Annotated in this window: 23 protein-coding genes and 1 other annotated feature; of the genes, 22 read left to right on the top strand and 1 reads right to left on the bottom strand. The window is 46.6% G+C overall.

Going from position 1 to position 21492, the window contains the following annotated elements; all coding sequences use genetic code 11:
• Positions 1–131 precede the first annotated feature (131 nt).
• The 3 genes from radA to pssA are packed head-to-tail and all read left to right on the top strand — an operon-like array spanning position 132 to position 3366.
• On the top strand, positions 132–1499 hold the full coding sequence (radA, locus tag MKY95_RS29665) for a DNA repair protein RadA (protein ID WP_339195754.1): 1368 nt from the start codon (positions 132–134) through the stop codon (positions 1497–1499).
• Positions 1500–1512: 13 nt separating this feature from the next.
• Positions 1513–2589: a DNA integrity scanning diadenylate cyclase DisA gene (gene disA, locus MKY95_RS29660; protein ID WP_036607144.1), complete on the top strand. Its 1077-nt coding sequence runs from the start codon at positions 1513–1515 to the stop codon at positions 2587–2589.
• A gap of 45 nt (positions 2590–2634) precedes the next feature.
• Complete coding sequence (gene pssA / locus MKY95_RS29655; RefSeq protein WP_017692048.1) at positions 2635–3366, top strand: CDP-diacylglycerol--serine O-phosphatidyltransferase; 732 nt, start codon at positions 2635–2637, stop codon at positions 3364–3366.
• A gap of 126 nt (positions 3367–3492) precedes the next feature.
• Here the strand turns inward: pssA and MKY95_RS29650 are convergent, their stop codons facing one another.
• A complete protein-coding gene (locus MKY95_RS29650) occupies positions 3493–3888 on the bottom strand; it encodes a hypothetical protein (RefSeq protein WP_017692049.1) in 396 nt (131 codons plus the stop codon).
• A 173-nt stretch (positions 3889–4061) separates the two neighbouring features.
• Between MKY95_RS29650 and MKY95_RS29645 the strand changes: the two genes are divergently transcribed.
• From MKY95_RS29645 to rpoB, 19 genes are all read left to right on the top strand, one after another.
• Positions 4062–5147, top strand: coding sequence for a PIN/TRAM domain-containing protein (locus tag MKY95_RS29645; RefSeq protein WP_047841132.1), 1086 nt, complete (start codon positions 4062–4064; stop codon positions 5145–5147).
• Between the two features lie 82 nt (positions 5148–5229).
• Positions 5230–5925, top strand: a complete 696-nt coding sequence (gene ispD, locus MKY95_RS29640; RefSeq protein WP_338707132.1) for a 2-C-methyl-D-erythritol 4-phosphate cytidylyltransferase — start codon at positions 5230–5232, stop codon at positions 5923–5925.
• Positions 5922–6398 (top strand): 2-C-methyl-D-erythritol 2,4-cyclodiphosphate synthase, encoded by a 477-nt coding sequence (ispF, locus tag MKY95_RS29635; RefSeq protein WP_339195750.1) that lies wholly within the window; start codon positions 5922–5924, stop codon positions 6396–6398. The genes ispD and ispF overlap by 4 nt, the downstream gene beginning before the upstream one ends.
• Before the next feature lie 33 nt (positions 6399–6431).
• A complete protein-coding gene (gene gltX / locus MKY95_RS29630; protein WP_339195748.1) occupies positions 6432–7889 on the top strand; it encodes a glutamate--tRNA ligase in 1458 nt (485 codons plus the stop codon).
• Positions 7890–8427: 538 nt separating this feature from the next.
• Positions 8428–9087, top strand: coding sequence for a serine O-acetyltransferase (gene cysE, locus MKY95_RS29625; protein WP_036607155.1), 660 nt, complete (start codon positions 8428–8430; stop codon positions 9085–9087).
• A gap of 42 nt (positions 9088–9129) precedes the next feature.
• The gene (gene cysS, locus MKY95_RS29620) at positions 9130–10530 is read left to right on the top strand and encodes a cysteine--tRNA ligase (protein WP_339195744.1); all 1401 of its coding nucleotides are present in this window, start codon (positions 9130–9132) and stop codon (positions 10528–10530) included.
• The gene (locus tag MKY95_RS29615; protein ID WP_339195741.1) at positions 10527–11006 is read left to right on the top strand and encodes a Mini-ribonuclease 3; all 480 of its coding nucleotides are present in this window, start codon (positions 10527–10529) and stop codon (positions 11004–11006) included. The genes cysS and MKY95_RS29615 overlap by 4 nt, the downstream gene beginning before the upstream one ends.
• Before the next feature lie 43 nt (positions 11007–11049).
• Complete coding sequence (gene rlmB, locus MKY95_RS29610; RefSeq protein ID WP_017692057.1) at positions 11050–11796, top strand: 23S rRNA (guanosine(2251)-2'-O)-methyltransferase RlmB; 747 nt, start codon at positions 11050–11052, stop codon at positions 11794–11796.
• A gap of 5 nt (positions 11797–11801) precedes the next feature.
• Positions 11802–12323: an NYN domain-containing protein gene (locus MKY95_RS29605; RefSeq protein WP_036607162.1), complete on the top strand. Its 522-nt coding sequence runs from the start codon at positions 11802–11804 to the stop codon at positions 12321–12323.
• A gap of 171 nt (positions 12324–12494) precedes the next feature.
• On the top strand, positions 12495–13139 hold the full coding sequence (gene sigH, locus MKY95_RS29600) for an RNA polymerase sporulation sigma factor SigH (protein ID WP_017692059.1): 645 nt from the start codon (positions 12495–12497) through the stop codon (positions 13137–13139).
• Between the two features lie 304 nt (positions 13140–13443).
• Positions 13444–13593 (top strand): 50S ribosomal protein L33, encoded by a 150-nt coding sequence (rpmG, locus tag MKY95_RS29595; RefSeq protein ID WP_072735843.1) that lies wholly within the window; start codon positions 13444–13446, stop codon positions 13591–13593.
• Between the two features lie 17 nt (positions 13594–13610).
• On the top strand, positions 13611–13802 hold the full coding sequence (gene secE, locus MKY95_RS29590) for a preprotein translocase subunit SecE (RefSeq protein ID WP_017692060.1): 192 nt from the start codon (positions 13611–13613) through the stop codon (positions 13800–13802).
• Positions 13803–13823: 21 nt separating this feature from the next.
• Positions 13824–14357: a transcription termination/antitermination protein NusG gene (gene nusG / locus MKY95_RS29585; protein ID WP_036607165.1), complete on the top strand. Its 534-nt coding sequence runs from the start codon at positions 13824–13826 to the stop codon at positions 14355–14357.
• A gap of 68 nt (positions 14358–14425) precedes the next feature.
• Positions 14426–14851 carry a 50S ribosomal protein L11 gene (rplK, locus tag MKY95_RS29580; protein WP_017692062.1) on the top strand — a complete coding sequence of 142 codons (426 nt, stop codon included), beginning with the start codon at positions 14426–14428 and terminating at the stop codon, positions 14849–14851.
• 94 nt (positions 14852–14945) lie between these two features.
• A complete protein-coding gene (gene rplA / locus MKY95_RS29575) occupies positions 14946–15638 on the top strand; it encodes a 50S ribosomal protein L1 (protein ID WP_017692063.1) in 693 nt (230 codons plus the stop codon).
• Between the two features lie 68 nt (positions 15639–15706).
• Positions 15707–15854, top strand: a sequence feature (ribosomal protein L10 leader region).
• 23 nt (positions 15855–15877) lie between these two features.
• The gene (rplJ, locus tag MKY95_RS29570; protein ID WP_036607167.1) at positions 15878–16381 is read left to right on the top strand and encodes a 50S ribosomal protein L10; all 504 of its coding nucleotides are present in this window, start codon (positions 15878–15880) and stop codon (positions 16379–16381) included.
• 72 nt (positions 16382–16453) lie between these two features.
• On the top strand, positions 16454–16813 hold the full coding sequence (gene rplL / locus MKY95_RS29565; protein ID WP_017692065.1) for a 50S ribosomal protein L7/L12: 360 nt from the start codon (positions 16454–16456) through the stop codon (positions 16811–16813).
• A 96-nt stretch (positions 16814–16909) separates the two neighbouring features.
• Positions 16910–17530, top strand: a complete 621-nt coding sequence (locus tag MKY95_RS29560; RefSeq protein ID WP_036607169.1) for a class I SAM-dependent methyltransferase — start codon at positions 16910–16912, stop codon at positions 17528–17530.
• Positions 17531–17924: 394 nt separating this feature from the next.
• The gene (gene rpoB / locus MKY95_RS29555) at positions 17925–21470 is read left to right on the top strand and encodes a DNA-directed RNA polymerase subunit beta (RefSeq protein WP_036607171.1); all 3546 of its coding nucleotides are present in this window, start codon (positions 17925–17927) and stop codon (positions 21468–21470) included.
• The last annotated feature ends 22 nt before the right edge of the window (positions 21471–21492 follow it).

Below are 21492 nucleotides of genomic sequence, written 5' to 3'. Positions count from 1 at the left end.
TTGCGATAATCCTTTACGAAAAATCTCAAACAATGGTAAACTTTTAGTAACCCTGCACGTCAGGGAGTTTGGGTGAAATTCGTCGAATAATGCAAAATGCTGTTATAAAATTAAATTATAGGAGTGCTGAAGTGGCCAAAGTTAAAACCAAGTTTCAATGTACGGAATGCGGCTATGAAGCCCCCAAGTGGTACGGTAAGTGTCCGGGTTGTCAGTCATGGAATTCAATGGTGGAAGAAACAGAGACGGTGGTCAAAACACAAGGGAGAAAATCTCCTCTGTTTGACAGTAAAGATAAACCGCTTCCTATCATAGATATAGATAGCGGTCAGGAACCGCGTGTACAGACTGGAATCGGAGAGTTGAACCGGGTATTGGGTGGCGGAATCGTTCCGGGTTCACTCGTTCTGGTGGGCGGAGATCCGGGTATTGGTAAATCAACGTTGATGTTGCAGACGTCTCATGCTTTGACGCATTCGGGTTTGCGTGTGTTATATGTTTCCGGTGAGGAATCAGTCAAGCAAACCAAATTGCGGGCAGACCGTCTCGGGGCACTCTCTGCCGAGTTGTATGTACTGTGTGAAACGAATATGGAACGTGTAGAGGAAGCGGTGGATCAGATCCAGCCGCATTTTCTGGTCATCGACTCCATTCAGACGGTATATCTTCCCGAAGTTACCAGTGCGCCGGGTAGTGTAGCACAGGTAAGGGAATGTACGTCAAGGTTCATGCGGATTGCCAAAGGCAGAGGCATTGCAACGGTTCTTGTGGGGCATGTTACCAAAGAAGGTGCTATTGCCGGTCCACGTATGTTAGAACATATGGTGGATTGCGTGCTTTATTTTGAAGGAGAACGGCATCATACGTATCGCCTGTTGCGTGCGGTGAAGAACCGTTTTGGTTCCACCAATGAGATTGGTATTTTTGAAATGGGCGAGGATGGACTTCGTGAGGTGGGCAATCCGTCCGAACTCTTTTTGTCGGAACGTCCACTGGGTGTAGCAGGTTCAACGGTAGTTGCCAGTATGGAGGGGACACGTCCTCTGCTCGTGGAATTACAGGCGTTGATCTCAACCACCCATTTCCCTTCTCCCCGCCGTATGGCAACAGGGGTAGATCTGCATCGATTAAATCTGATCATTGCAGTGCTGGAGAAACGGATGGGGATGTTTTTACAGACCCAGGATGCATACTTAAATGTAGCTGGTGGAGTACGGTTGGATGAGCCCGCTGTAGACTTGGCGGTTGCTGTCAGCATTGCATCCAGTTTGAGAGATGTACCGACCAAGCCAGACGACGTCATCTTTGGCGAGATCGGTCTGACAGGTGAAGTTCGAGCCGTATCACGGGCCGAACAACGAGTGAAGGAAGCCGCAAAGCTGGGCTTCAAACGAGTCATTTTACCAGAAAAAAGCTTAAAGGGCTGGAAACATCCTCGCGGGATACAACTGATCGGTGTGAATACCGTGGCAGATGCACTAGCGGTTGCTTTAGATTAGGGGGCATAACAAGATGAAAGATATGAGCCAACTGGATAATATGAATGAGTTGTTAAGGCTGATCGCACCAGGTACACCTTTCCGCGAAGGTCTGGAAAATGTGCTGCGCGCCAAGACGGGCGCACTGCTTGTTGTAGGATACAGCCCTGAAGTAATGGAAGTGGTGGATGGGGGATTCTCGATTAACTGTGATTTCTCCCCGAACTATCTGTATGAACTCGCCAAGATGGATGGAGCCATTATTCTTAGTGAGGATTTGAAGCGTATTCTTTACGCCAATACCCAGTTAATCCCGGACTCTTCGATCTCTTCATCAGAGACGGGGATTCGTCACCGGACGGCAGAGCGTGTAGCAAAGCAAACGGGTAAATTGGTCGTATCCATATCACAGCGCCGGAATATCATTACCTTGTATCAGGGAACACTTCGTTATTCCCTCAAGGAAATCGGGGTTATTTTGACCAAAGCGAATCAAGCGATCCAAACCCTGGAGAAATACAAAGCGGTATTAACACAGTCCCTTACGAATCTGAGTGCTTCGGAATTTGAGGAATTAGTAACGATTCCTGAAGTGGTTAATGTGATTCAGCGTACCGAAATGGTGATGCGGATCAAAACGGAAATCCAACGGTACATTCATGAACTCGGGAATGAGGGACGACTCATTTCCATGCAAATGGAAGAACTTGTGGGTACAACGGAAGAAGAAGCCTGGTTATTGTATAAAGACTATGCCCGTGACGACAGTGATGACAAAATCCGTGAAATTATCGTGGGACTGAAAAGATTGTCGGACGATGAGTTGCTGGATGCACATCATATTGTCCGTCTTCTCGGCTATCCATCATCAGCGGCTACTTCTGAGGATTCGGTTGCCCCTCGTGGATTCCGGGTATTAAATAAGATCCCCCGCCTGCCCAATGTCATTATCCATAATCTGGTGGATCAATTCGAACAATTGCCTCATGTTATTATGGCTACAATTGAAGAACTGGACGAAGTGGACGGTATTGGTGAAGTTCGTGCCCGGACCATTAAGGAAGGCCTCAAACGTTTGCAGGAGCAAATGTTTATCGACAGACAGATGTAAGGGTTTGCCTATATAAAGGCTTGAAATGGATGAGGTGAAACAACGATGCTAACCAGATTCATTCCGAATCTCTTTACCCTGGGTAATCTGTTTCTTGGAATGATGGCAATTTTGCTTGCGATTGATGGAAATTACAGTTTGGCTGCCATTATGGTCATTGTAGCGATGCTGCTGGATGGTCTGGATGGCCGAGTGGCACGTGCACTCAATGCTCAAAGTGAATTCGGTAAGGAACTTGATTCCTTGTCTGACATGGTTTCCTTTGGTGCAGCACCAGCCCTGATCATATTTATGGTGTCGTTTCAAGATTCGATGCCGATCCTCGCCTGGATTGCAACAGCGGCTTTTCCGATCTGTGGAGCCATTCGTCTTGCGCGGTTTAACGTTCGTCCGGGTATTCCTGGATACTTCACAGGTCTGCCGATACCGGCAGCCGGCGGGGTACTGGCCACACTGTCCTTGTTCAATAAGGATATTGGCCCGGTTAGCATGATGATTGCTACGTTGCTGTTATCGTATCTGATGGTGAGTTCGCTTAAATATCCCAATTTCAAAAAGGTCGGTTTGCCACGCAAGGCAATCTGGATTGCACCATGGGTTGTGTTATTTGCCATAGCTGTAGCCGTTATTTTCCCAGAGCAGTTATCCAAATTGATCTTTATTCCGCTGGTGTTATACGCCTTGTATGGAATGAAGCATAATGTGCGAACAGCGGCCTCGCGTAGTCGGGCGAAAAAGCGCAAGGATGAGAAATCTTCCCGTCCTTCCGATCGTTAAGTCGCCTTGGGGACAGACACTATACAAAGAAAGCACGTACTCTCCTGAACTGGAGAATGCGTGCTTTTTGTTTATTCAGATCTATTTACGGTAAAAGAAACCCTTACGGACGACATACATATCTTCTTACGACAGATTAAACATCCCTAACGTTGAACACTTCTGTGATTCGTGATTTACGACCTCTTCCATGTTAATGTCCAGCAGATTGCAGAGAGCCGACATGTAGAACAGGTTCCTCCCTAGCTCAGAGCTGATGACCTCTCTGCAGTTCTCACACAACTCACCTTCCACATGCGTTTCCAGCAGGCCCTTGGTTTGAGCGATATCGCTCTCCGGGGCATATTTCTGCTTGGTGGCGTGCAGCTCGATGCAGCCGCATTCGGTAATGGCTTTGGACACGGCACGGTTAACAGACGCTCCGGCTTGTCCCGTTTTGGACAGTACATCAATCAGGCTGCGATGACGCAACAACAGTTCAGAAACTTGATCCTGGAAAGCCTGTAAACTTAGCGTACTCATTTTGCCAATCACCTCGGGATATGAATTGAATTCATTATATGCCAATAATTTACCTACTTTCAACTGACGATTGCAACATTTCCAAAAAGTTCTTCCAGATGGGATTAGCAATTCAGGAATTGGATCATACTGGATATAAAGATCAAGATACATTGAAGGAGGTGCAGGGACTAATGTGGAAAAAAGGCATTTTAACTTTTACAGGATTGTGCGGTGCATGGTTCGGCTACACGGCATATCATCTGGCAGGAAAATCGGTCCCATGGATGGCGGAGTGGATTCAGTCAGCAGGATTACTGGGAGCTGGTATATCGACGCTGCTGGGAGCTGTAATGTTTATGGCTGTATGTAATATTGGTGGAACATTGATGGCAGACAGGCTGCATAGTGGAATTGATTCATTGGCAAAAGTACCTATGAACGAATTGGCTGCAGGTGCTGCAGGTACCGTTGCAGGATTGCTCGTGGCCTTGTTACTTTACCCTGTTGTGGGATGGATGGGGACGGCAGGAGAAGTGCTGCAAGTAGCGCTGACGGTGATTAGTGCTTATTCCGGTTATACCCTTGCCATGGCGAAGAAAGACGATCTGGGGGCCTTCTGGATGTCTGGACGATGGGGTCATCCCGAGGTGGACGAGGATAGACGGATGGAAGAACATAAAATTCTGGATACCAGTGTTATTATCGATGGGCGTATCGCTGATATATGCAAAACCGGATTTATTGAAGGCACGATCGTAATTCCGGAATTTGTTCTGGAGGAGTTACAGCATATTGCCGATTCATCGGATCTGCTCAAGCGGAACAGAGGACGGCGTGGACTGGACATTTTGAACAAAATTCAGAAGGAACTTGATGTAAAAGTCCTGATCTACGAGGGGGATTTCGAGGAAATCTCCGAGGTGGACAGCAAACTGGTTAAACTGGCTAAAGTGCTTCAGGGTAAAGTGGTCACCAATGACTTTAACCTGAACAAAGTGTGCGAACTCCAGGGTGTATCTGTGTTGAACATTAATGATCTCGCCAATGCGGTTAAGCCGGTTGTTCTGCCAGGTGAGGAGATCATGGTGCAGATCATCAAGGATGGCAAGGAGCATGGTCAAGGTGTAGCCTATCTGGATGATGGCACAATGATCGTTGTGGAGGGCGGACGCGAGTATATCGGCATGATGATGGAAGTGCTGGTGACCAGTGTGTTGCAGACTTCAGCGGGACGAATGATTTTTGCCAAGCCGAAACTGTTGGAAAAAGCCCAATAAAGCGGTATGATGGGTAGTGTATCGTTGAATGATATTGTATATCTTTGGACGATAAACTGACAGACAAGGCAGGGATTGCGGCATGGATAAAGGGTGGGGCGTTGTCATTGTGGCAGCAGGTCGCGGAACCCGGATGGGGACGACCGAGAGCAAACAGTTTCTGTTGCTGCAGGACAAGCCCGTTTTCATACATACGCTTGAGGTATTTGCTGTGCTGGACGAGATCCGCGAGATGGTGCTGGTCACAGGAACCGCAGATGTTGAACGCTGCCAGGATTGGGTAAAAGAATACCAATTGGCTTCACGTGTCCGTGTTATCCCCGGAGGGAAAGAGAGACAACATTCTGTCCATAAAGGCCTTGAGGCACTTGGGACGGATTGGGTTCTCGTTCACGACGGGGTACGTCCTTTTGTGAACCATGAGCAGATCAAGGGATGCATGGCGGCCGCCATAGCCGGTGGTGGAGCAGCTGTACTGGCGGTTCCCGTGAAGGATACGATCAAACAAGTGAATGCGGAAGGTGTCGTTACGGCGACGCCAGACCGCAGCAGTCTGTGGAGCATTCAAACCCCGCAGGCTTTTCGTCTTTCTTCCCTGCTCTCCGCCTACGAATCAGCCGAGCAGGACGGATTTCTGGGGACAGATGATGCTATGCTGGCTGAACGTCAGGGAATGTCGGTCAAGGTTGTGGAAGGCAATTATACCAATATCAAATTAACAACGCCGGAAGATTTGAAATATGCTGCGTTTTTGCTGGGGGGAGAGAAGAAGCGATGATACGTGTAGGACAGGGATTTGATGTACATCAGCTGGTAGAGGGACGCCCGTGTATTATTGGCGGAGTAACGATTCCTTATGAAAAAGGACTGCTGGGTCACTCGGACGCAGACGTACTGTTGCACGCGATTAGTGATGCCATTTTGGGTGCGCTGGCACTTGGGGATATTGGCAAGCACTTCCCAGATACCGATCCGGAATTCAAAGATGCCGACAGTCTGAAGTTGCTGGAGCATGTATGGCAGCTTGTGAAGGATCACGGGTATAAGCTAGGGAATATCGATTCAACGATTATTGCCCAGAAGCCAAAGATGGCTCCTTATATCCCACAGATGGCTGAGGTTATTGCCAAGGCACTGGAAGCGGATGTAACACAGGTGAACGTGAAAGCAACAACGACAGAGCAACTGGGATTCCCGGGACGGGGAGAGGGCATTGCCGCTCAATCCGTTGTTTGCCTTGTACGTGTGTGATATCATCAATCAATTAGTGACGGAGGGGATCATATGAGCACGGATATTCGTGTGCGTTACGCGCCGAGCCCAACGGGACACCTGCATATCGGGAATGCCCGTACGGCGTTGTTTAACTATTTATATGCCAAACATAATAACGGTAAATTCATTATTCGTATTGAAGATACGGACGTGAAACGGAATATTCCCGGTGGTGAAGAAAGCCAACTGAAATACCTGAAATGGCTCGGAATTGAGTGGGACGAAAGTATTGACGTGGGCGGAGAATACGGACCATACCGTCAAACGGAACGTCTGGACCTCTATCGTAAATATACGCAGGAATTGCTGGATAAAGGTCTGGCTTACCGTTGCTTCTGCACGGAAGAAGAATTGGAGCAAGAGCGCGAGGAACAGTCAGCACGTGGAGAAACACCGCGTTATTCTGGCAAACACCGTGACCTGACTCCAGAGCAAATTAGTGCGTTTGAAGCGGAAGGCCGCGTAGCGAGTATTCGTTTCCGTGTGCCGGAAGAGCGCACATATACGTTTGATGATATGGTTAAAGGCACAATCTCGTTCAACAGCAAGGAATCCGGTGATTTCGTCATTGTGAAAAAAGACGGCATTCCCACATACAACTATGCCGTTGCTGTGGATGATCACTTGATGAAGATCTCCCACGTCCTGCGTGGGGAAGATCACATCTCGAACACGCCGCGTCAACTGATGATCTATGAAGCGCTTGGCTGGGAGCCACCGCAATTCGGTCATATGACGTTGATCGTGAATGAAAATCACAAGAAGCTGAGTAAACGGGATGAGTCCGTTATCCAGTTTATTGAGCAGTATGATCAGCTCGGCTATTTGCCTGAAGCGATGTTTAACTTTATTTCCTTACTCGGCTGGTCGCCGGAAGGGGAAGAAGAGATCTTCTCGCAAGAGCAACTGATCTCCATTTTTGATACGAAACGTCTGTCCAAGAGCCCGGCGGTATTTGATACCCACAAGCTGGCTCACTTGAACAACCACTATATCAAACATGCTGACCCGGAACGCATTGCCGAAATGGCCATTCCGCATCTGCAAAAGGCTGGACGTATTTCTTCCGAGCTGTCTGCTGAACAAAAAGAATGGGCTTATACGCTGGTACACCTGTACCAAGAGCAAATGAATTCTGCCTCCGATATTGTCGAATTGTCGGAAGTATTCTTCCGTTCCAATCTGGAGCTTGAAAGTGAAGGAGAAGCAGTGCTTGCGGAGGAGCAGGTGCCAACTGTACTGAAGGCATTTGCGGATAAAGTACAGGCGAGCGAAGAGTTTACTCCAAGTAAAATGGCTGCATTGATCAAGGAAGTACAGAAAGAAACCGGCTTTAAGGGCAAACAGCTCTTTATGCCAATTCGTGTAGCCTTGACTGGACAGACGCATGGACGGGATCTGAACCAAACGATCGTGCTTCTGGGTCGTGATACGGTGATCGAACGTTTGCTTGCACAAGTAAAATAATCTTAGTCGAAGACATTCCGTTTATTTGGAATCTGAACGCAGTCCTACGATGGATAGATTACGTGGGAGGCTGTTGTCAGTCTGAGGCCTTTTCGCTATAATAACAACACAACGAATAATTGATATGATGTATCTAATAGAACAGCAAAGATCGGGAGGAGTAGACTGACCCGGACAGATTCAGAGAGGATGGTCCCGCAGCAAAGAGAGATTTCTTTGGATGCGGTGGCTGTGAACCATCCACTGTCCATCAGTCGAAATGCGCCCGTGAGCTGCACAGCCGAATCCGGCCCCGCCTTTGTCGATCATGACATGGGAAAACGTTAGGATAGGTTGTGACGATTGGTTTCCGTTACCAAACCGCTTGAGGGCTCATTCTATTTAAGAATGGACCGAGCAGAGTGGGACCGCGATAAACGCCTCTGCAGCTAAATGCTGCAGGGGCGTTTTTTTGTTTAGGCGAGTGTGCAGTACACTACCAAGGAACGCGCCGTCCGGTAAGCCGGAGGACGGGAACCTGAACAAGAGGGGAACGAGCATGTTCAAGAAGATCAGATCAGATATCCAGGCGGTGTTTGAAAACGATCCGGCGGCCCGAGGTTGGTTTGAGGTGGTATTCACCTACTCAGGGCTGCATGCGATATGGGCACACCGGATCGCTCATTTTTTATACAAGCGAAGATGGTTCTCGGTTGCCCGGTTCATTTCGCAGGTTAGCCGTTTTATGACAGGAATCGAGATACATCCTGGAGCTACGATCGGAAATCGGTTGTTTATTGACCACGGAATGGGCGTCGTTATTGGAGAAACATGTGAGATTGGCGATGATGTCGTTATCTATCAGGGGGTTACCCTGGGCGGAACAGGGAAAGAAAAAGGGAAGAGACATCCGACCATTGGTAATAATGTGGTTATCTCATCCGGAGCCAAGGTGTTGGGTTCATTTAGCGTGGGAGATCAATGTAACATTGGTGCGAACTCCGTTGTGCTTAAGGAGGTCCCTTCCAATAGTACCGTAGTAGGTATACCGGGCAGGATTGTTAAACAGGATGGCCGACGGGTAGATCGCCTCAGTCAGCAATTGCCCGATCCGGTCGTTGACTCCTTGCGCGGTATGCAAAAAGAACTCGAACGATTGCAGGAAGAAGTACGTACACTGCAAAATGCCCGTGAAAATGAGACTGTGCGTGATACGTGATACAATAAATAAAGGCAGTATAGGATGAAAGGATAAGTGACCATGACGCTTCAGATTTATAATACGATGAGTCGTACCAAAGAGAAATTTGTTCCCCAAGAGCCAGGGAAAGTGAAAATGTATGTCTGCGGACCAACGGTATATGACTACATTCATATCGGGAATGCACGCCCGGTTATCTTTTTCGACACGGTTCGTGGATACCTGGAACAGACAGGACATGATGTGAACTATGTGGTGAACTTCACGGATGTGGACGATAAGTTGATTCGCAAAGCAGAACAACTTGGAACAGACGTTCCTCACGTGGCTGAGAAATTTATAGCTGCCTATTATGAAGACATTGAGGGATTGGGTATTCCCAAGGCAAGCAGCAATCCGAGAGTAACGGAAAACATGCCGCTGATCATTGATTTTATCCGTGAGCTGGTTGAAAAAGGATTTGCGTATGAAAATGGCGGTGACGTCTATTATCGCACAGGCAAATTCAGCGAATATGGCAAACTTTCGAAACAAAACCTGCAGGAGCTGCAATTTGGAATCCGTGTGGGTGTGGACGAGCGCAAAGAGCATCCCGAAGATTTTGTGCTCTGGAAGGCTGCAAAACCAGGTGAAATCTATTGGTCCAGTCCTTGGGGCGATGGTCGACCAGGGTGGCATATTGAGTGCTCCGCCATGGCTAGGGAGTACCTTGGGGATACACTGGACATTCACGGGGGTGGACAGGATTTGCAGTTCCCGCACCATGAGTGCGAATGCGCCCAATCCGAGGTATTAACAGGTAAACCACTTGCGAACTACTGGATGCATAATGGATTCATCCGGATTGATAACGAGAAGATGTCGAAATCACTCGGTAATGGTGTTCTGGTTAAAGACTTGCGGAATCAATATAAACGCGAAGCGATTCGTTATTTCATGTTGTCTACCCACTATCGCAATCCATTGAACTTCACGGATGATACGATGGAGCAGGCACAGAACAGTGTGGACCGGATTACAAATGCGGTAGGTAACCTGAACCATCGTCTGAATGCAGTAACTGTTGATCAGGACATCACAGCAGAGTTTGCGGCAAGACTCGACCAAATTCGTCAGCAGTATCACGAGAAGATGCAGGATGATTTCAATACTCCTGATGCAATTACTGCGATGTTTGAGTGGGCAGGGGAAGCCAACCAACTGTTGCAACAAGAAGTGGTTAATGCGGCAGACATTCGCGCACTCCTCGAGTTGTTCAGTGAATTGAATGCTGTACTGCGCATTTATACTGACGCAGAGCCAGAACTTCTGGATGAGGAAGTAGAACGTCTGATTGAAGAGCGTGTAGAAGCGCGCAAGTCCAAAAACTGGGCAAGAGCGGATGAAATTCGCGATGAATTGTCTGCACGTGGCATTCTGCTTGAAGATACGGCGCAGGGCATGAGATGGCGGCGCAAATGAGCGAAGGACATCCAAATACACCAAAACAACAGGACCAGGTCACAGAGGGAGGGTGGTTCCCTTATCCTCCTTCCAGACCTGCGAGGTTGATTCCACCTATTGCACTGGCCTATATTGGTGATGCGGTATATGAGGTAGCTGTTCGTCAATATCTGTTGTCGAAGGCAAACATGCGTCCCAATCATTTGCACCGTAGTGCAACCGGGTTGGTATCAGCGAAGGCACAGAGCCGCATACTTACAACGATTGAGGATGAACTGACAGAGGAAGAACGGGATATCGTCCGGCAAGGGCGGAATGCCAAGTCGGGTAGTGTACCCAAAAATGCAGATGTATTGGAGTACAGACATGCTACGGCTTTTGAATGTCTCATTGGTTACCTCTATAGCAGTGGTCATCATGATCGCATGATTGAACTGATCGGGCTTGGCATTGAGCACGCGGAACAACAATCGCCATCGTCGACAAAAAAATAGAAATTTCAACAAAACAATGCATTACAGAGAGGATCGAACAACGATGGAAGAAGAATGGATCGCCGGTAAACACTCCGTGACGGAGGCGCTGCGTTCAGGCCGGACCATTAATAAAATATGGATTGCCGATACAGCACAGAAACATCTGACTCAACCTATTATCTCGGAAGCTAAAAAACTAGGTATTGTCATTCAACACGTGGACAAGCGTAAGCTGGATCAAACGGTACCAGGCATTCAGCATCAGGGGGTAGTTGCTCAAGCAGCACCTTACGCTTATGTGGAGGTAGAAGACATTCTTGCCGCAGCAAAAGCGAAGAATGAGCATCCTTTCCTGATTCTGCTGGATGAGATTGAAGATCCTCATAACCTGGGGTCTATTTTGCGGACAGCAGATTGCACGGGTGCGCATGGCGTCATTGTACCGAAACGTCGCTCGGCAGCGGTAACCGTGACAGTATCCAAAACATCAGCAGGTGCTGTGGAGTACGTGCCAGTGGCTCGTGTAAGTAATCTTGGTCAGACCATCGATCGCCTCAAAGAGGAAGGTGTATGGGTTGTAGGGACAGATGTCACCGCTCACGAAGGTGTCTTTGGTAATGGAGTCTTTACTGGCCCTGTGGCATTGGTAATCGGAAATGAGAACAAGGGAATGGGACGACTTATTCGTGAGAAATGTGATGTGCTGATCAAACTACCAATGCAAGGTCAGATTAATTCCCTGAATGCTTCCGTGGCAGCCGGGGTTGTCATGTACGAAGTGCTCCGCTCGCGTCAAGCGCAGGAATAGAAGGTATGGCTGATTCCCGTGATGTGCTTCTTGTAGACGGGTACAACATGATTGGCGACTGGCCGGAATTAACCAAACTGGCGGAAAGTGGGCTCGAAGAGGCACGTAACAGGCTTCTCTTTCGTCTTGCAGACTACCAGGCTTTCTCCGGCCGTCGAGTCATTGTTGTGTTTGACGCCTACCTCGTGCCTGGACTCGGTAAATCCTTTACTCAGAGCAAAGTGCAGATCTATTTTACAAAGGAAAAAGAGACGGCAGACGAATGCATTGAGAGACTCGTTCGGGAACTAAGCATGCGAAGACGCCAAATCTATGTGGCTACGAGCGATATGGTAGAGCAACATGTCATTTTTGGACAGGGAGCGCTACGTGTATCTGCAAGGGAGTTGCTAATTGAAGTTGAGCAGAACGAAAAAGAATTAAAAAAACGACTGGAAGAAGATCAGGCGAAGACCACGCGTAACACACTCGGGGGTAAGTTAAGTCCCGATGTATTGAAAGAGTTTGAGCGATGGCGCCGGGAATAACAGCACGTTTTTACAAAATTTAGAATATTGAAACTCTTGACATTTATGTTATTGATGTTCTTTTTTAGGCAGAGCGTGGTTGACGGTGTGAGGTACCATCATATATACTGATCCTATATTTCATAGAGTAGAGTAACGGGGTACCTTGCGTTGCAGCCGGAGGGATTGTCTGTGAGTGTCGACCTCAAAGATATCATGTTATCTAAGTATGATTACCAAAGTGACGAAGACATTGTCGAAGCTTTCCGTGAAGGCGAAAGCGAAGCGTTAGAGTTTCTAATTAACAAATATCGTAACTTTGTACGCGCCAAGGCAAGATCTTATTTTCTGATTGGGGCAGACCGGGAAGATATTATTCAAGAAGGAATGATTGGCCTCTACAAATCCATTCGAGATTTCAAAGGGGACAAGTTGGCTTCGTTCAAGGCTTTTGCCGAACTGTGTATTACAAGACAGATCATCACGGCGATTAAGACAGCAACACGTCAGAAGCATATTCCGCTTAATTCTTATGTATCTCTGGACAAGCCTATTTATGACGAAGAGTCTGATCGTACGTTACTCGATGTGATTTGTGGAACCCAGGTCAGTGATCCGGAAGAACTTATCATCAATCAGGAAGAGTTTGTGGGCCTGGAAGATAAAATGTCCGAGATTCTGAGTGATCTGGAACGTAAAGTATTGATGTTGTATCTGGACGGGAGATCTTATCAAGAGATTGCAGTAGATTTGGACAGACATGTGAAGTCCATTGATAATGCACTTCAGCGCGTCAAGCGCAAACTTGAAAAGTACCTGGAAGTTCGAGATAATTAAACACATGTTGTCGTTGACGGAAAAGGCTCGGTGTTTGAGTCTTTTTTTAGTGTCTCAAGTTTATAAAATCTAAGAATGTTTATACTAGTAATCGCTCGGTCCAAGCAGGAGAAGAGAAAAACAGAGATGAGAAACGAATGTACGTTGTACGGAAGTAATACCCAATGAATGAAAGACTATTCTTTCATTGACATGGTTATACCCTTGTGATAAAGTGTTTTAGGTAGGCCTAAATTTATGGCTTTTTTTCAGGATCAATTTAGAGACTCTGCTTGAATGTGGAAGTCTTCGGGAGGTGTACATCATGCGGGTAATTATTACTTTGGCTTGTACTAACTGCAAACAAAGAAATTACACTACGACAAAAAACAAGCGTAATCACCCCGACCGCATGGAGATGAAGAAATTTTGCAAGTTTTGTAACGAGCAGACTTCTCATCGCGAAACCAGATAGTTTTTGGAGGTGTCGGCGTGAAACGAAGTTTCAAATCTCTGATTTCCTTTTTCTCAGAAAGCTGGGCTGAACTTAAAAAAGTTCGCTGGCCTAATCGTAAAGAGCTGACCAACTACACATTGATCGTACTTGGTACTGTTGTGGTTATGACGCTGTTTTTTTGGGTCATTGACATTGGCATCTCCTTTGTGATCGAAGCGATTATTTAAGAAGGGTTCCGGTGGCTTGATATGGAAAAAAGATGGTACGTCGTTCATACCTATTCAGGGTATGAGAACAAGGTCAAAGCCAATTTGGAAAAACGCGTAGAGTCTATGGGCATGGAAGACAAGATATTCCGCGTTCTTGTTCCTATGGAAGAAGAAGTGGTAAACAAGGACGGTAAGAAAAAAACCGTTATGCGTAAAGTTTACCCCGGTTATGTCTTGGTGGAAATGGTACAGACGGATGATTCTTGGTATGTTGTTCGCAACACACCAGGGGTTACAGGATTTGTCGGTTCGACAGGTTCTGGGTCCAAACCAACTGCATTGTTGCCTGAAGAAGTGGAACAAATTCTGAAGCACATGGGAATGGTTGAGCCTAAGCCGAAAATTGAGTTCGATATTAAGGAATCCGTGCGTATTAAAGTCGGTCCTTTTGCGAATTTCGTAGGCTCCGTGGAAGAAATTTTGGTAGAGAAAAGCAAGTTGAAAGTTCACGTGAACATGTTTGGACGGGAAACGCCGCTTGAGTTGGAATACACACAAGTGGAGAAGATCTAGTTTCTTCAAGTTTCTTGTGGGAGGGTTGAAAAACCCGTTAACCACTATTTTGCAAGGAGGTGTCAATCATGGCGAAAAAAGTTATTAAAATGGTAAAACTGCAGATTCCAGCAGGTAAAGCAAACCCGGCACCACCAGTAGGTCCAGCTTTGGGTCAAGCAGGTGTCAACATCATGGCATTCTGTAAAGAATTCAACGCTCGTACAGCTGATCAAGCGGGATTGATTATTCCAGTTGAAATTTCTGTATTCGAGGACCGTTCCTTTACTTTCATCACTAAAACTCCACCAGCAGCAGTTCTGTTGAAAGTGGCAGCTAAAGTTGAAAAAGGATCCGGCGAACCGAACAAGAAAAAAGTTGCTACTGTTAAACGTGATGCGGTACGTCAAATCGCAGAAACAAAAATGCCTGACCTGAATGCAGCAGACGTTGAGTCCGCAATGCGTATGGTCGAAGGTACTGCCCGCAGCATGGGTATCACCATCGAAGACTAATTTTCATAAGAAACATGGCTTCGTAAAACCGGTCGATTCGCGACCGGTTGATGTGGGAGGTATATCCGCTAACACCACAAAGGAGGAATAAAACATGGCTAAACACGGTAAAAAATACCTGGAAGCTGCTAAGCTGATTGACAGCGAAGCAACTTACGAGCCTTCAGAAGCTGTAGAGCTTGTGAAAAAGGCAGCTACTGCAAAATTCGATGAAACAATCGAAGCAGCAGTTCGTTTGGGCGTAGACCCTCGTAAGCAAGACCAGGCTGTACGTGGTGTTGTTGTCTTGCCACACGGCACAGGTAAAACACAACGCGTATTGGTATTTGCAAAAGGTGACAAAGCGAAAGAAGCGGAAGCGGCTGGCGCGGACTATGTTGGTGATGCAGACATGATCAACAAAATCCAACAAGGCTGGTTCGAATTCGACGTCTGCGTAGCGACACCAGATATGATGAGTGAAGTAGGTAAATTGGGCCGACTGCTTGGCGGTAAAGGTCTGATGCCTAACCCTAAAGCCGGAACGGTAACTTTCGATGTAACTAAGGCTGTTCAAGAAATTAAAGCCGGTAAAATCGAATATCGTCTGGATCGTGCAGGTCAAATTCATGCACCGATTGGTAAAGCTTCTTTCTCTTCTGAGCAACTTAATGAGAACTTCAAAGCTCTCATGGAAGCTCTGAATCGTGCTAAACCAGCGGCAGCAAAAGGTGTTTATCTGAAGAATGTTAGTCTTTCTTCCACGATGGGCCCTGGCGCACGCGTGAACGCAGCAGCTTTTAGATAATATCTCTTGACAGGCTTGTCCTGTTTTTGATAAGATATAAAAGTTGTGAGTCCGAGTGACTGACCGTTGACATTTGAATATGCTTGCCGTAGACAGTAGGTGCCATTTGGCTTAATTTCCTGCCGAGGTGTGATTATAGAACTTAGAACGATGCAAATCGATGATGAGTATATATCAAGCCTTCGTGATTCTACGGAGGCTTTTCTTAATGGGATAAATTTGATCAGGAGGTGTACAGATTGGCAAACGCAAAAGTGATTCAAGCAAAACAAGAATCCGTTGATGCAGTAACAGCAAAATTGCGCGAGAGCGTTACAACTGTTGTTGTTGACTATCGCGGATTGAACGTTGCCCAAGTAACTGAGTTGCGTAAGCAACTTCGTGAAGCAGGGATCGAATTCCAAGTGCTGAAAAACTCGTTGCTTCGCCGTGCAGCTGCAGCAGCAGAACTGACAGAACTTGAAAATGTTCTTACAGGTCCTACTGCAATTGCATTCAGCGTAAATGACGTTGTGGCTCCAGCTAAAATTCTGAACGACTTCGCGAAAAAGAACGATGCACTGGAATTGAAAGGTGCAGTCGTAGAAGGTCGCGTAATCGGAGTAGAAGAAGTTAAGGCATTGGCAGAACTGCCATCCCGCGATGGACTCCTCTCCATGCTCCTCAGCGTGCTTCAAGCGCCAGTGCGCAACTTCGCGCTTGCGGTTAAAGCAGTTGCAGAAAAAGAAGAACAAGGCGCGTAAGCAATTTGATCTGAATGCTGCTTAGGCGGCAAATGAATTAAAAAAAATAATATTATATATGGAGGTTCACTCATGAGTAAAGAGCAAATCTTGGAAGCAATCAAAGGCATGACTGTACTGGAATTGAACGATCTTGTTAAAGCAATCGAAGAAGAATTCGGCGTAACTGCTGCAGCTCCAGTAGCTGCTGCAGGTGCAGTAGCTTCTGCTGAAGCTGAGCAATCCGAGTTCGACGTAATCTTGACTAGCGCTGGTGCTTCCAAAATCAACGTTATCAAAGCAGTTCGCGAAATCACAGGTCTTGGCCTGAAAGAAGCAAAAGAATTGGTTGACAACGCTCCAAAAGCATTGAAAGAAAAAGTTGCTAAAGAAGAAGCAGAAGCGGTTAAAGCTAAGCTTGAAGAAGCAGGCGCTTCAGTTGAAGTTAAATAATTTAGCTATTACAAGCTAAATGAACAAAACAACAAACCCCTTGACTTATATCAAGGGGTTTGTTGCTGTAATTGTAAATGGAAAGTGAGTGAGGGCATGTCCAATCATTATTATTCGGACAAACCACAAGTGGCGCATGATCGCAGAGCAACTGAAGCGGTTCTTCGCGGATTCAGTCTGCGATTCGTGACGGATGCCGGTGTGTTTTCCAAAAACGGAATCGATTATGGCAGCAGAGTATTGATTGATGCGATAGAGTTGCCATCAGGGGCTCATGTTCTCGATGTGGGCTGTGGATACGGGCCAATGGGTCTTACAGCAGCCAAACTTGTACCGGATGGGCATGTCACCATGATCGATATCAACGAGAGAGCCGTTGAACTTTCCAGGGAAAATGCAAAAGCGAACGGAATTAACAATGTTACGGTATTGCAAAGTAATCTACTGGCTGAAGTAAAAAAGCAAGATTTTGACGTTATCCTAACCAACCCGCCTATACGGGCTGGGAAAGAGACGGTTCATACTATTTTCGAACAGGCACATCGCCATCTGAAGGTAGGCGGTTCGTTGTGGATTGTCATTCAGAAGAAACAAGGAGCCCCGTCAGCGAAAGCAAAATTGGAATCTTTGTTTGGAAGAGTGGAAGAAGTGACGAAGGATAAAGGCTATCGGATTTTCAAAGCGGTGAAATCGGAAGAGGTATCTACTAAAAGCTGAATCCGAGTTTGTAAAGTAAGCAGGGGATCATTTTTTTTGCAATAGGACTATTGACTTGAAATTCAGGTCGTGGTATAGTTGTAAAATGTCAGTATTAAGATGCCCTACTTGGCTTTAGCTAACTAAAAATGTCAACCTTTTTTTACGCCGAACGGGCTTATTATGCCTACGTTTGGCGTATAATATGTACATTTTGGGCAAACTGGGGATAAGAATGATTTGGAAAGACATCCGCCGATCAAAGTTGCTCTTTTTTCGAACGACATTTCGAGTAAGGGCTTTTCTTTATTTGTGGATGCATTGCTTTGCTCTGTATGTGTACCATTATAAGGTTACAAACAGAGGTTCGCAACGAAATTTTTAAAGTGAGTAGACATTGAGGGGTGAGTTTAAGTTGGCAGGACATCTTGTTCAATATGGTCGACGCACTCGGCGCAGTTATGCACGAATTAACGAGATACTCGAAGTTCCGAACCTGATTGAAATCCAACAAAAATCCTATGATTGGTTTTTGGAGGAAGGGTTGCGCGAAATGTTCCAGGATATCTCGCCGATCCAGGATTTTACAGGTAACTTGATTTTGGAATTTATCGATTACAGTCTCGGTGAACCGAAGTATACAGTAGACGACGCAAAAGAGCGTGACGTTACGTATGCAGCACCGCTTCGGGTCAAAGTCCGGCTCATTAATAAGGAAACCGGCGAAGTCAAAGAGCAGGAAGTATTCATGGGAGATTTCCCGCTGATGACCAACACGGGCACATTTATTATTAATGGTGCGGAACGGGTTATTGTCAGCCAGTTGGTTCGCTCTCCTAGCGTTTACTTCAGTACCAAAGTAGATAAAAACGCCAAAAAAACGTATACCGCTACAGTTATTCCTAACCGCGGCGCTTGGTTGGAACTGGAGATGGACGCGAAGGATGTTGTTTATGTCCGGATCGACCGTACACGTAAAATACCGGTTACGGTTCTCCTGCGTTCACTTGGTTTTGGCACAGATGCTGAGATTCTGGATCTGCTCGGTAATGACGAATATATCCGCAACACACTGGACAAAGACAACACGGATTCCACGGAGAAAGCACTCATTGAGATCTATGAGCGTCTTCGTCCGGGCGAGCCGCCAACGCTGGATAATGCGAAAAGCTTGCTCGTAGCACGTTTCTTTGATCCAAAACGTTATGACCTGGCTAATGTAGGTCGTTACAAAATGAACAAAAAGCTTCACATCAAAAACCGTTTGTTTAACCAGCGTTTGGCTGAATCACTTGTTGACGCTGAAACAGGCGAGATTATTGCTGAAGCAGGTCAAATGGTGGATCGTCGCTTGTTGGATGAAATCATGCCGTATCTGGAGAAGAGCGTTGGTTTCCGCACGTATCACGTGGGTAACGGTGTTCTGGATGCTAATGATGTTCCTATGCAAACGATCGATGTATTTTCACCAACAGAAGATGGTAAAGTAGTCAAACTGATTGCCAATGGAATTATTGACAAGTCCGTTAAAAACGTGACGCCGGCGGATATCATTTCGTCCATCAGTTATTTCCTTAACCTTCTGCAGGGAATTGGTAGCACGGATGATATTGACCATCTGGGTAACCGTCGTTTGCGTTCGGTGGGTGAACTCCTGCAGAATCAGTTCCGTATCGGTTTGTCCCGTATGGAGCGTGTGGTTCGTGAGAGAATGTCCATTCAGGATGCTAACGTAATTACACCACAGGCATTGATCAACATACGTCCTGTTATTGCATCGATTAAAGAGTTCTTTGGTAGCTCTCAGTTGTCACAATTTATGGATCAAACGAACCCGCTGGGTGAGTTGACACATAAACGTCGTTTGTCCGCACTCGGACCCGGTGGTTTGACACGTGAGCGCGCAGGTATGGAAGTGCGTGACGTCCATCCATCCCACTATGGCCGTATGTGTCCAATCGAGACGCCAGAGGGACCAAACATCGGTTTGATCAACTCCTTGTCTACATTCGCCCGTGTGAATGAATATGGCTTCATTGAAGCTCCATATCGTTGGGTTGATCCGAAGACAGGTATTGTAACCGAGCAAATTGATTACCTGACAGCGGACGAAGAGGACAACTATGTTATCGCGCAAGCGAATGCGAAGCTGAATGAAGATAGTACATTTGAAGAAGAAGCGATCATTGTACGTTATAACAAACAGTCGGATAACATCCTTACGATGCCGAGTGAGCGCGTTGACTACATGGACGTATCTCCTAAGCAAGTTGTATCCGTCGCTACAGCGCTTATTCCGTTCCTTGAGAACGATGACTCCAACCGTGCGCTCATGGGATCAAACATGCAGCGGCAGGCCGTTCCACTTTTGATTCCTAAAGCACCACTTGTGGGAACAGGTATGGAACACAAAGCCGCGAAAGATTCCGGTGTATGTATTGTCTCCGATTATGACGGAATTATTGAACGATCTACTGCGAACGAGATTTGGGTCCGTCGTGTTGAAGAAGTGGACGGTCAGGAAGTTAAAGGCGATATCGTTAAATATAAATTACACAAATTTATGCGTTCGAACCAAGGAACATGCATTAACCAACGTCCGATTGTCAAAAGAGGTGTCGCTGTCAAAGCTGGTGATATCCTCGCTGATGGTCCTTCAACGGAAATGGGTGAATTGGCTCTGGGACGTAACGTTGTTGTTGCCTTCATGACTTGGGAAGGTTACAACTACGAGGATGCGATCTTGCTCAGTGAAAAACTCGTTAAGGAAGATGTATATACATCCATCCATATCGAGGAGTATGAGTCAGAAGCACGTGATACCAAGCTTGGACCTGAAGAGATCACACGTGATATCCCTAACGTTGGGGAAGAAGCGTTGCGTAACTTGGATGAGCGCGGTATTATCCGCATCGGTGCTGAGATCAGTGCTGGCGACATTCTGGTTGGTAAAGTAACACCTAAGGGTGTAACAGAGCTGACAGCAGAAGAACGTCTCTTGCATGCGATCTTTGGTGAGAAAGCACGTGAAGTACGTGATACTTCCTTGCGTGTACCACATGGTACTGACGGTATCGTAGTAGACGTGAAAGTATTTACCCGTGAAAACGGTGATGAGCTGCCTCCAGGTGTTAACCAACTCGTTCGTGTATATATCGCTCAAAAACGGAAAATTTCCGAGGGTGATAAAATGGCCGGACGTCACGGTAACAAAGGGGTCGTGGCCCGCATCTTGCCGGAAGAAGATATGCCTTTCCTGCCAGACGGTACACCGGTTCAGATCGTTCTTAACCCACTGGGCGTACCTTCCCGGATGAATATCGGTCAAGTACTCGAGGTTCACTTGGGTATGGCGGCGATGCAACTGGGTATTCACGTAGCAACTCCTGTATTCGACGGAGCGAAGGAGTATGACGTCTTCGATACGATGGAAGAAGCAGGTATGCAGCGTAATGGTAAAACTGTCCTGTATGATGGTCGTACAGGTGAAGAGTTTGAACGTGAAGTTACCGTAGGTGTCATGCACATGATCAAATTGGCACACATGGTTGATGATAAAATCCATGCCCGTTCCACGGGTCCTTACTCACTTGTTACGCAACAGCCATTGGGTGGTAAAGCTCAATTTGGTGGACAGCGTTTCGGGGAGATGGAAGTATGGGCGCTTGAGGCATACGGTGCTGCTTATACACTGCAAGAAATCTTAACTGTTAAATCCGATGACGTTGTTGGTCGGGTTAAAACGTATGAATCCATTGTCAAAGGTGAGAATGTTCCGGAACCAGGTGTTCCTGAATCATTCAAAGTATTGATCAAAGAGCTGCAAAGCTTGGGTATGGACGTTAAGATTTTGAGTGAAGATGAGCAAGAGATTGAAATGAGAGAAATGGACGATGAAGATGACGCTGCGAGCGATAAGCTCAGCCTCAACCTTGAGGGTACAGAGGTCGGAGCGGAATAAACCGCTTCGAGCGCATGATGAC

This window comes from Paenibacillus sp. FSL P4-0176 (assembly GCF_037975265.1).
Taxonomy (GTDB): domain Bacteria; phylum Bacillota; class Bacilli; order Paenibacillales; family Paenibacillaceae; genus Paenibacillus; species Paenibacillus amylolyticus.
Note: the sequence above shows the minus strand (reverse complement) of the source record. Positions and strands in the feature narration are given on the sequence as shown.

What these genes read in the sequence shown, in the direction of transcription:
- pssA (WP_017692048.1), top strand. Translation starts at nt 2,635, where the DNA reads ATGCTAACCAGATTCATTCCGAATCTCTTTACCCTGGGTAATCTGTTT.
- cysE (WP_036607155.1), top strand. Translation starts at nt 8,428, where the DNA reads ATGTTCAAGAAGATCAGATCAGATATCCAGGCGGTGTTTGAAAACGAT.
- rpmG (WP_072735843.1), top strand. Translation starts at nt 13,444, where the DNA reads ATGCGGGTAATTATTACTTTGGCTTGTACTAACTGCAAACAAAGAAAT.
- MKY95_RS29615 (WP_339195741.1), top strand. Translation starts at nt 10,527, where the DNA reads ATGAGCGAAGGACATCCAAATACACCAAAACAACAGGACCAGGTCACA.
- gltX (WP_339195748.1), top strand. Translation starts at nt 6,432, where the DNA reads ATGAGCACGGATATTCGTGTGCGTTACGCGCCGAGCCCAACGGGACAC.
- MKY95_RS29560 (WP_036607169.1), top strand. Translation starts at nt 16,910, where the DNA reads ATGTCCAATCATTATTATTCGGACAAACCACAAGTGGCGCATGATCGC.
- MKY95_RS29650 (WP_017692049.1), bottom strand. Translation starts at nt 3,888, where the DNA reads ATGAGTACGCTAAGTTTACAGGCTTTCCAGGATCAAGTTTCTGAACTG.
- cysS (WP_339195744.1), top strand. Translation starts at nt 9,130, where the DNA reads ATGACGCTTCAGATTTATAATACGATGAGTCGTACCAAAGAGAAATTT.
- ispD (WP_338707132.1), top strand. Translation starts at nt 5,230, where the DNA reads ATGGATAAAGGGTGGGGCGTTGTCATTGTGGCAGCAGGTCGCGGAACC.
- nusG (WP_036607165.1), top strand. Translation starts at nt 13,824, where the DNA reads ATGGAAAAAAGATGGTACGTCGTTCATACCTATTCAGGGTATGAGAAC.
- MKY95_RS29605 (WP_036607162.1), top strand. Translation starts at nt 11,802, where the DNA reads ATGGCTGATTCCCGTGATGTGCTTCTTGTAGACGGGTACAACATGATT.
- rplL (WP_017692065.1), top strand. Translation starts at nt 16,454, where the DNA reads ATGAGTAAAGAGCAAATCTTGGAAGCAATCAAAGGCATGACTGTACTG.
- MKY95_RS29645 (WP_047841132.1), top strand. Translation starts at nt 4,062, where the DNA reads ATGTGGAAAAAAGGCATTTTAACTTTTACAGGATTGTGCGGTGCATGG.
- rlmB (WP_017692057.1), top strand. Translation starts at nt 11,050, where the DNA reads ATGGAAGAAGAATGGATCGCCGGTAAACACTCCGTGACGGAGGCGCTG.
- disA (WP_036607144.1), top strand. Translation starts at nt 1,513, where the DNA reads ATGAAAGATATGAGCCAACTGGATAATATGAATGAGTTGTTAAGGCTG.
- rplA (WP_017692063.1), top strand. Translation starts at nt 14,946, where the DNA reads ATGGCTAAACACGGTAAAAAATACCTGGAAGCTGCTAAGCTGATTGAC.
- ispF (WP_339195750.1), top strand. Translation starts at nt 5,922, where the DNA reads ATGATACGTGTAGGACAGGGATTTGATGTACATCAGCTGGTAGAGGGA.
- rplK (WP_017692062.1), top strand. Translation starts at nt 14,426, where the DNA reads ATGGCGAAAAAAGTTATTAAAATGGTAAAACTGCAGATTCCAGCAGGT.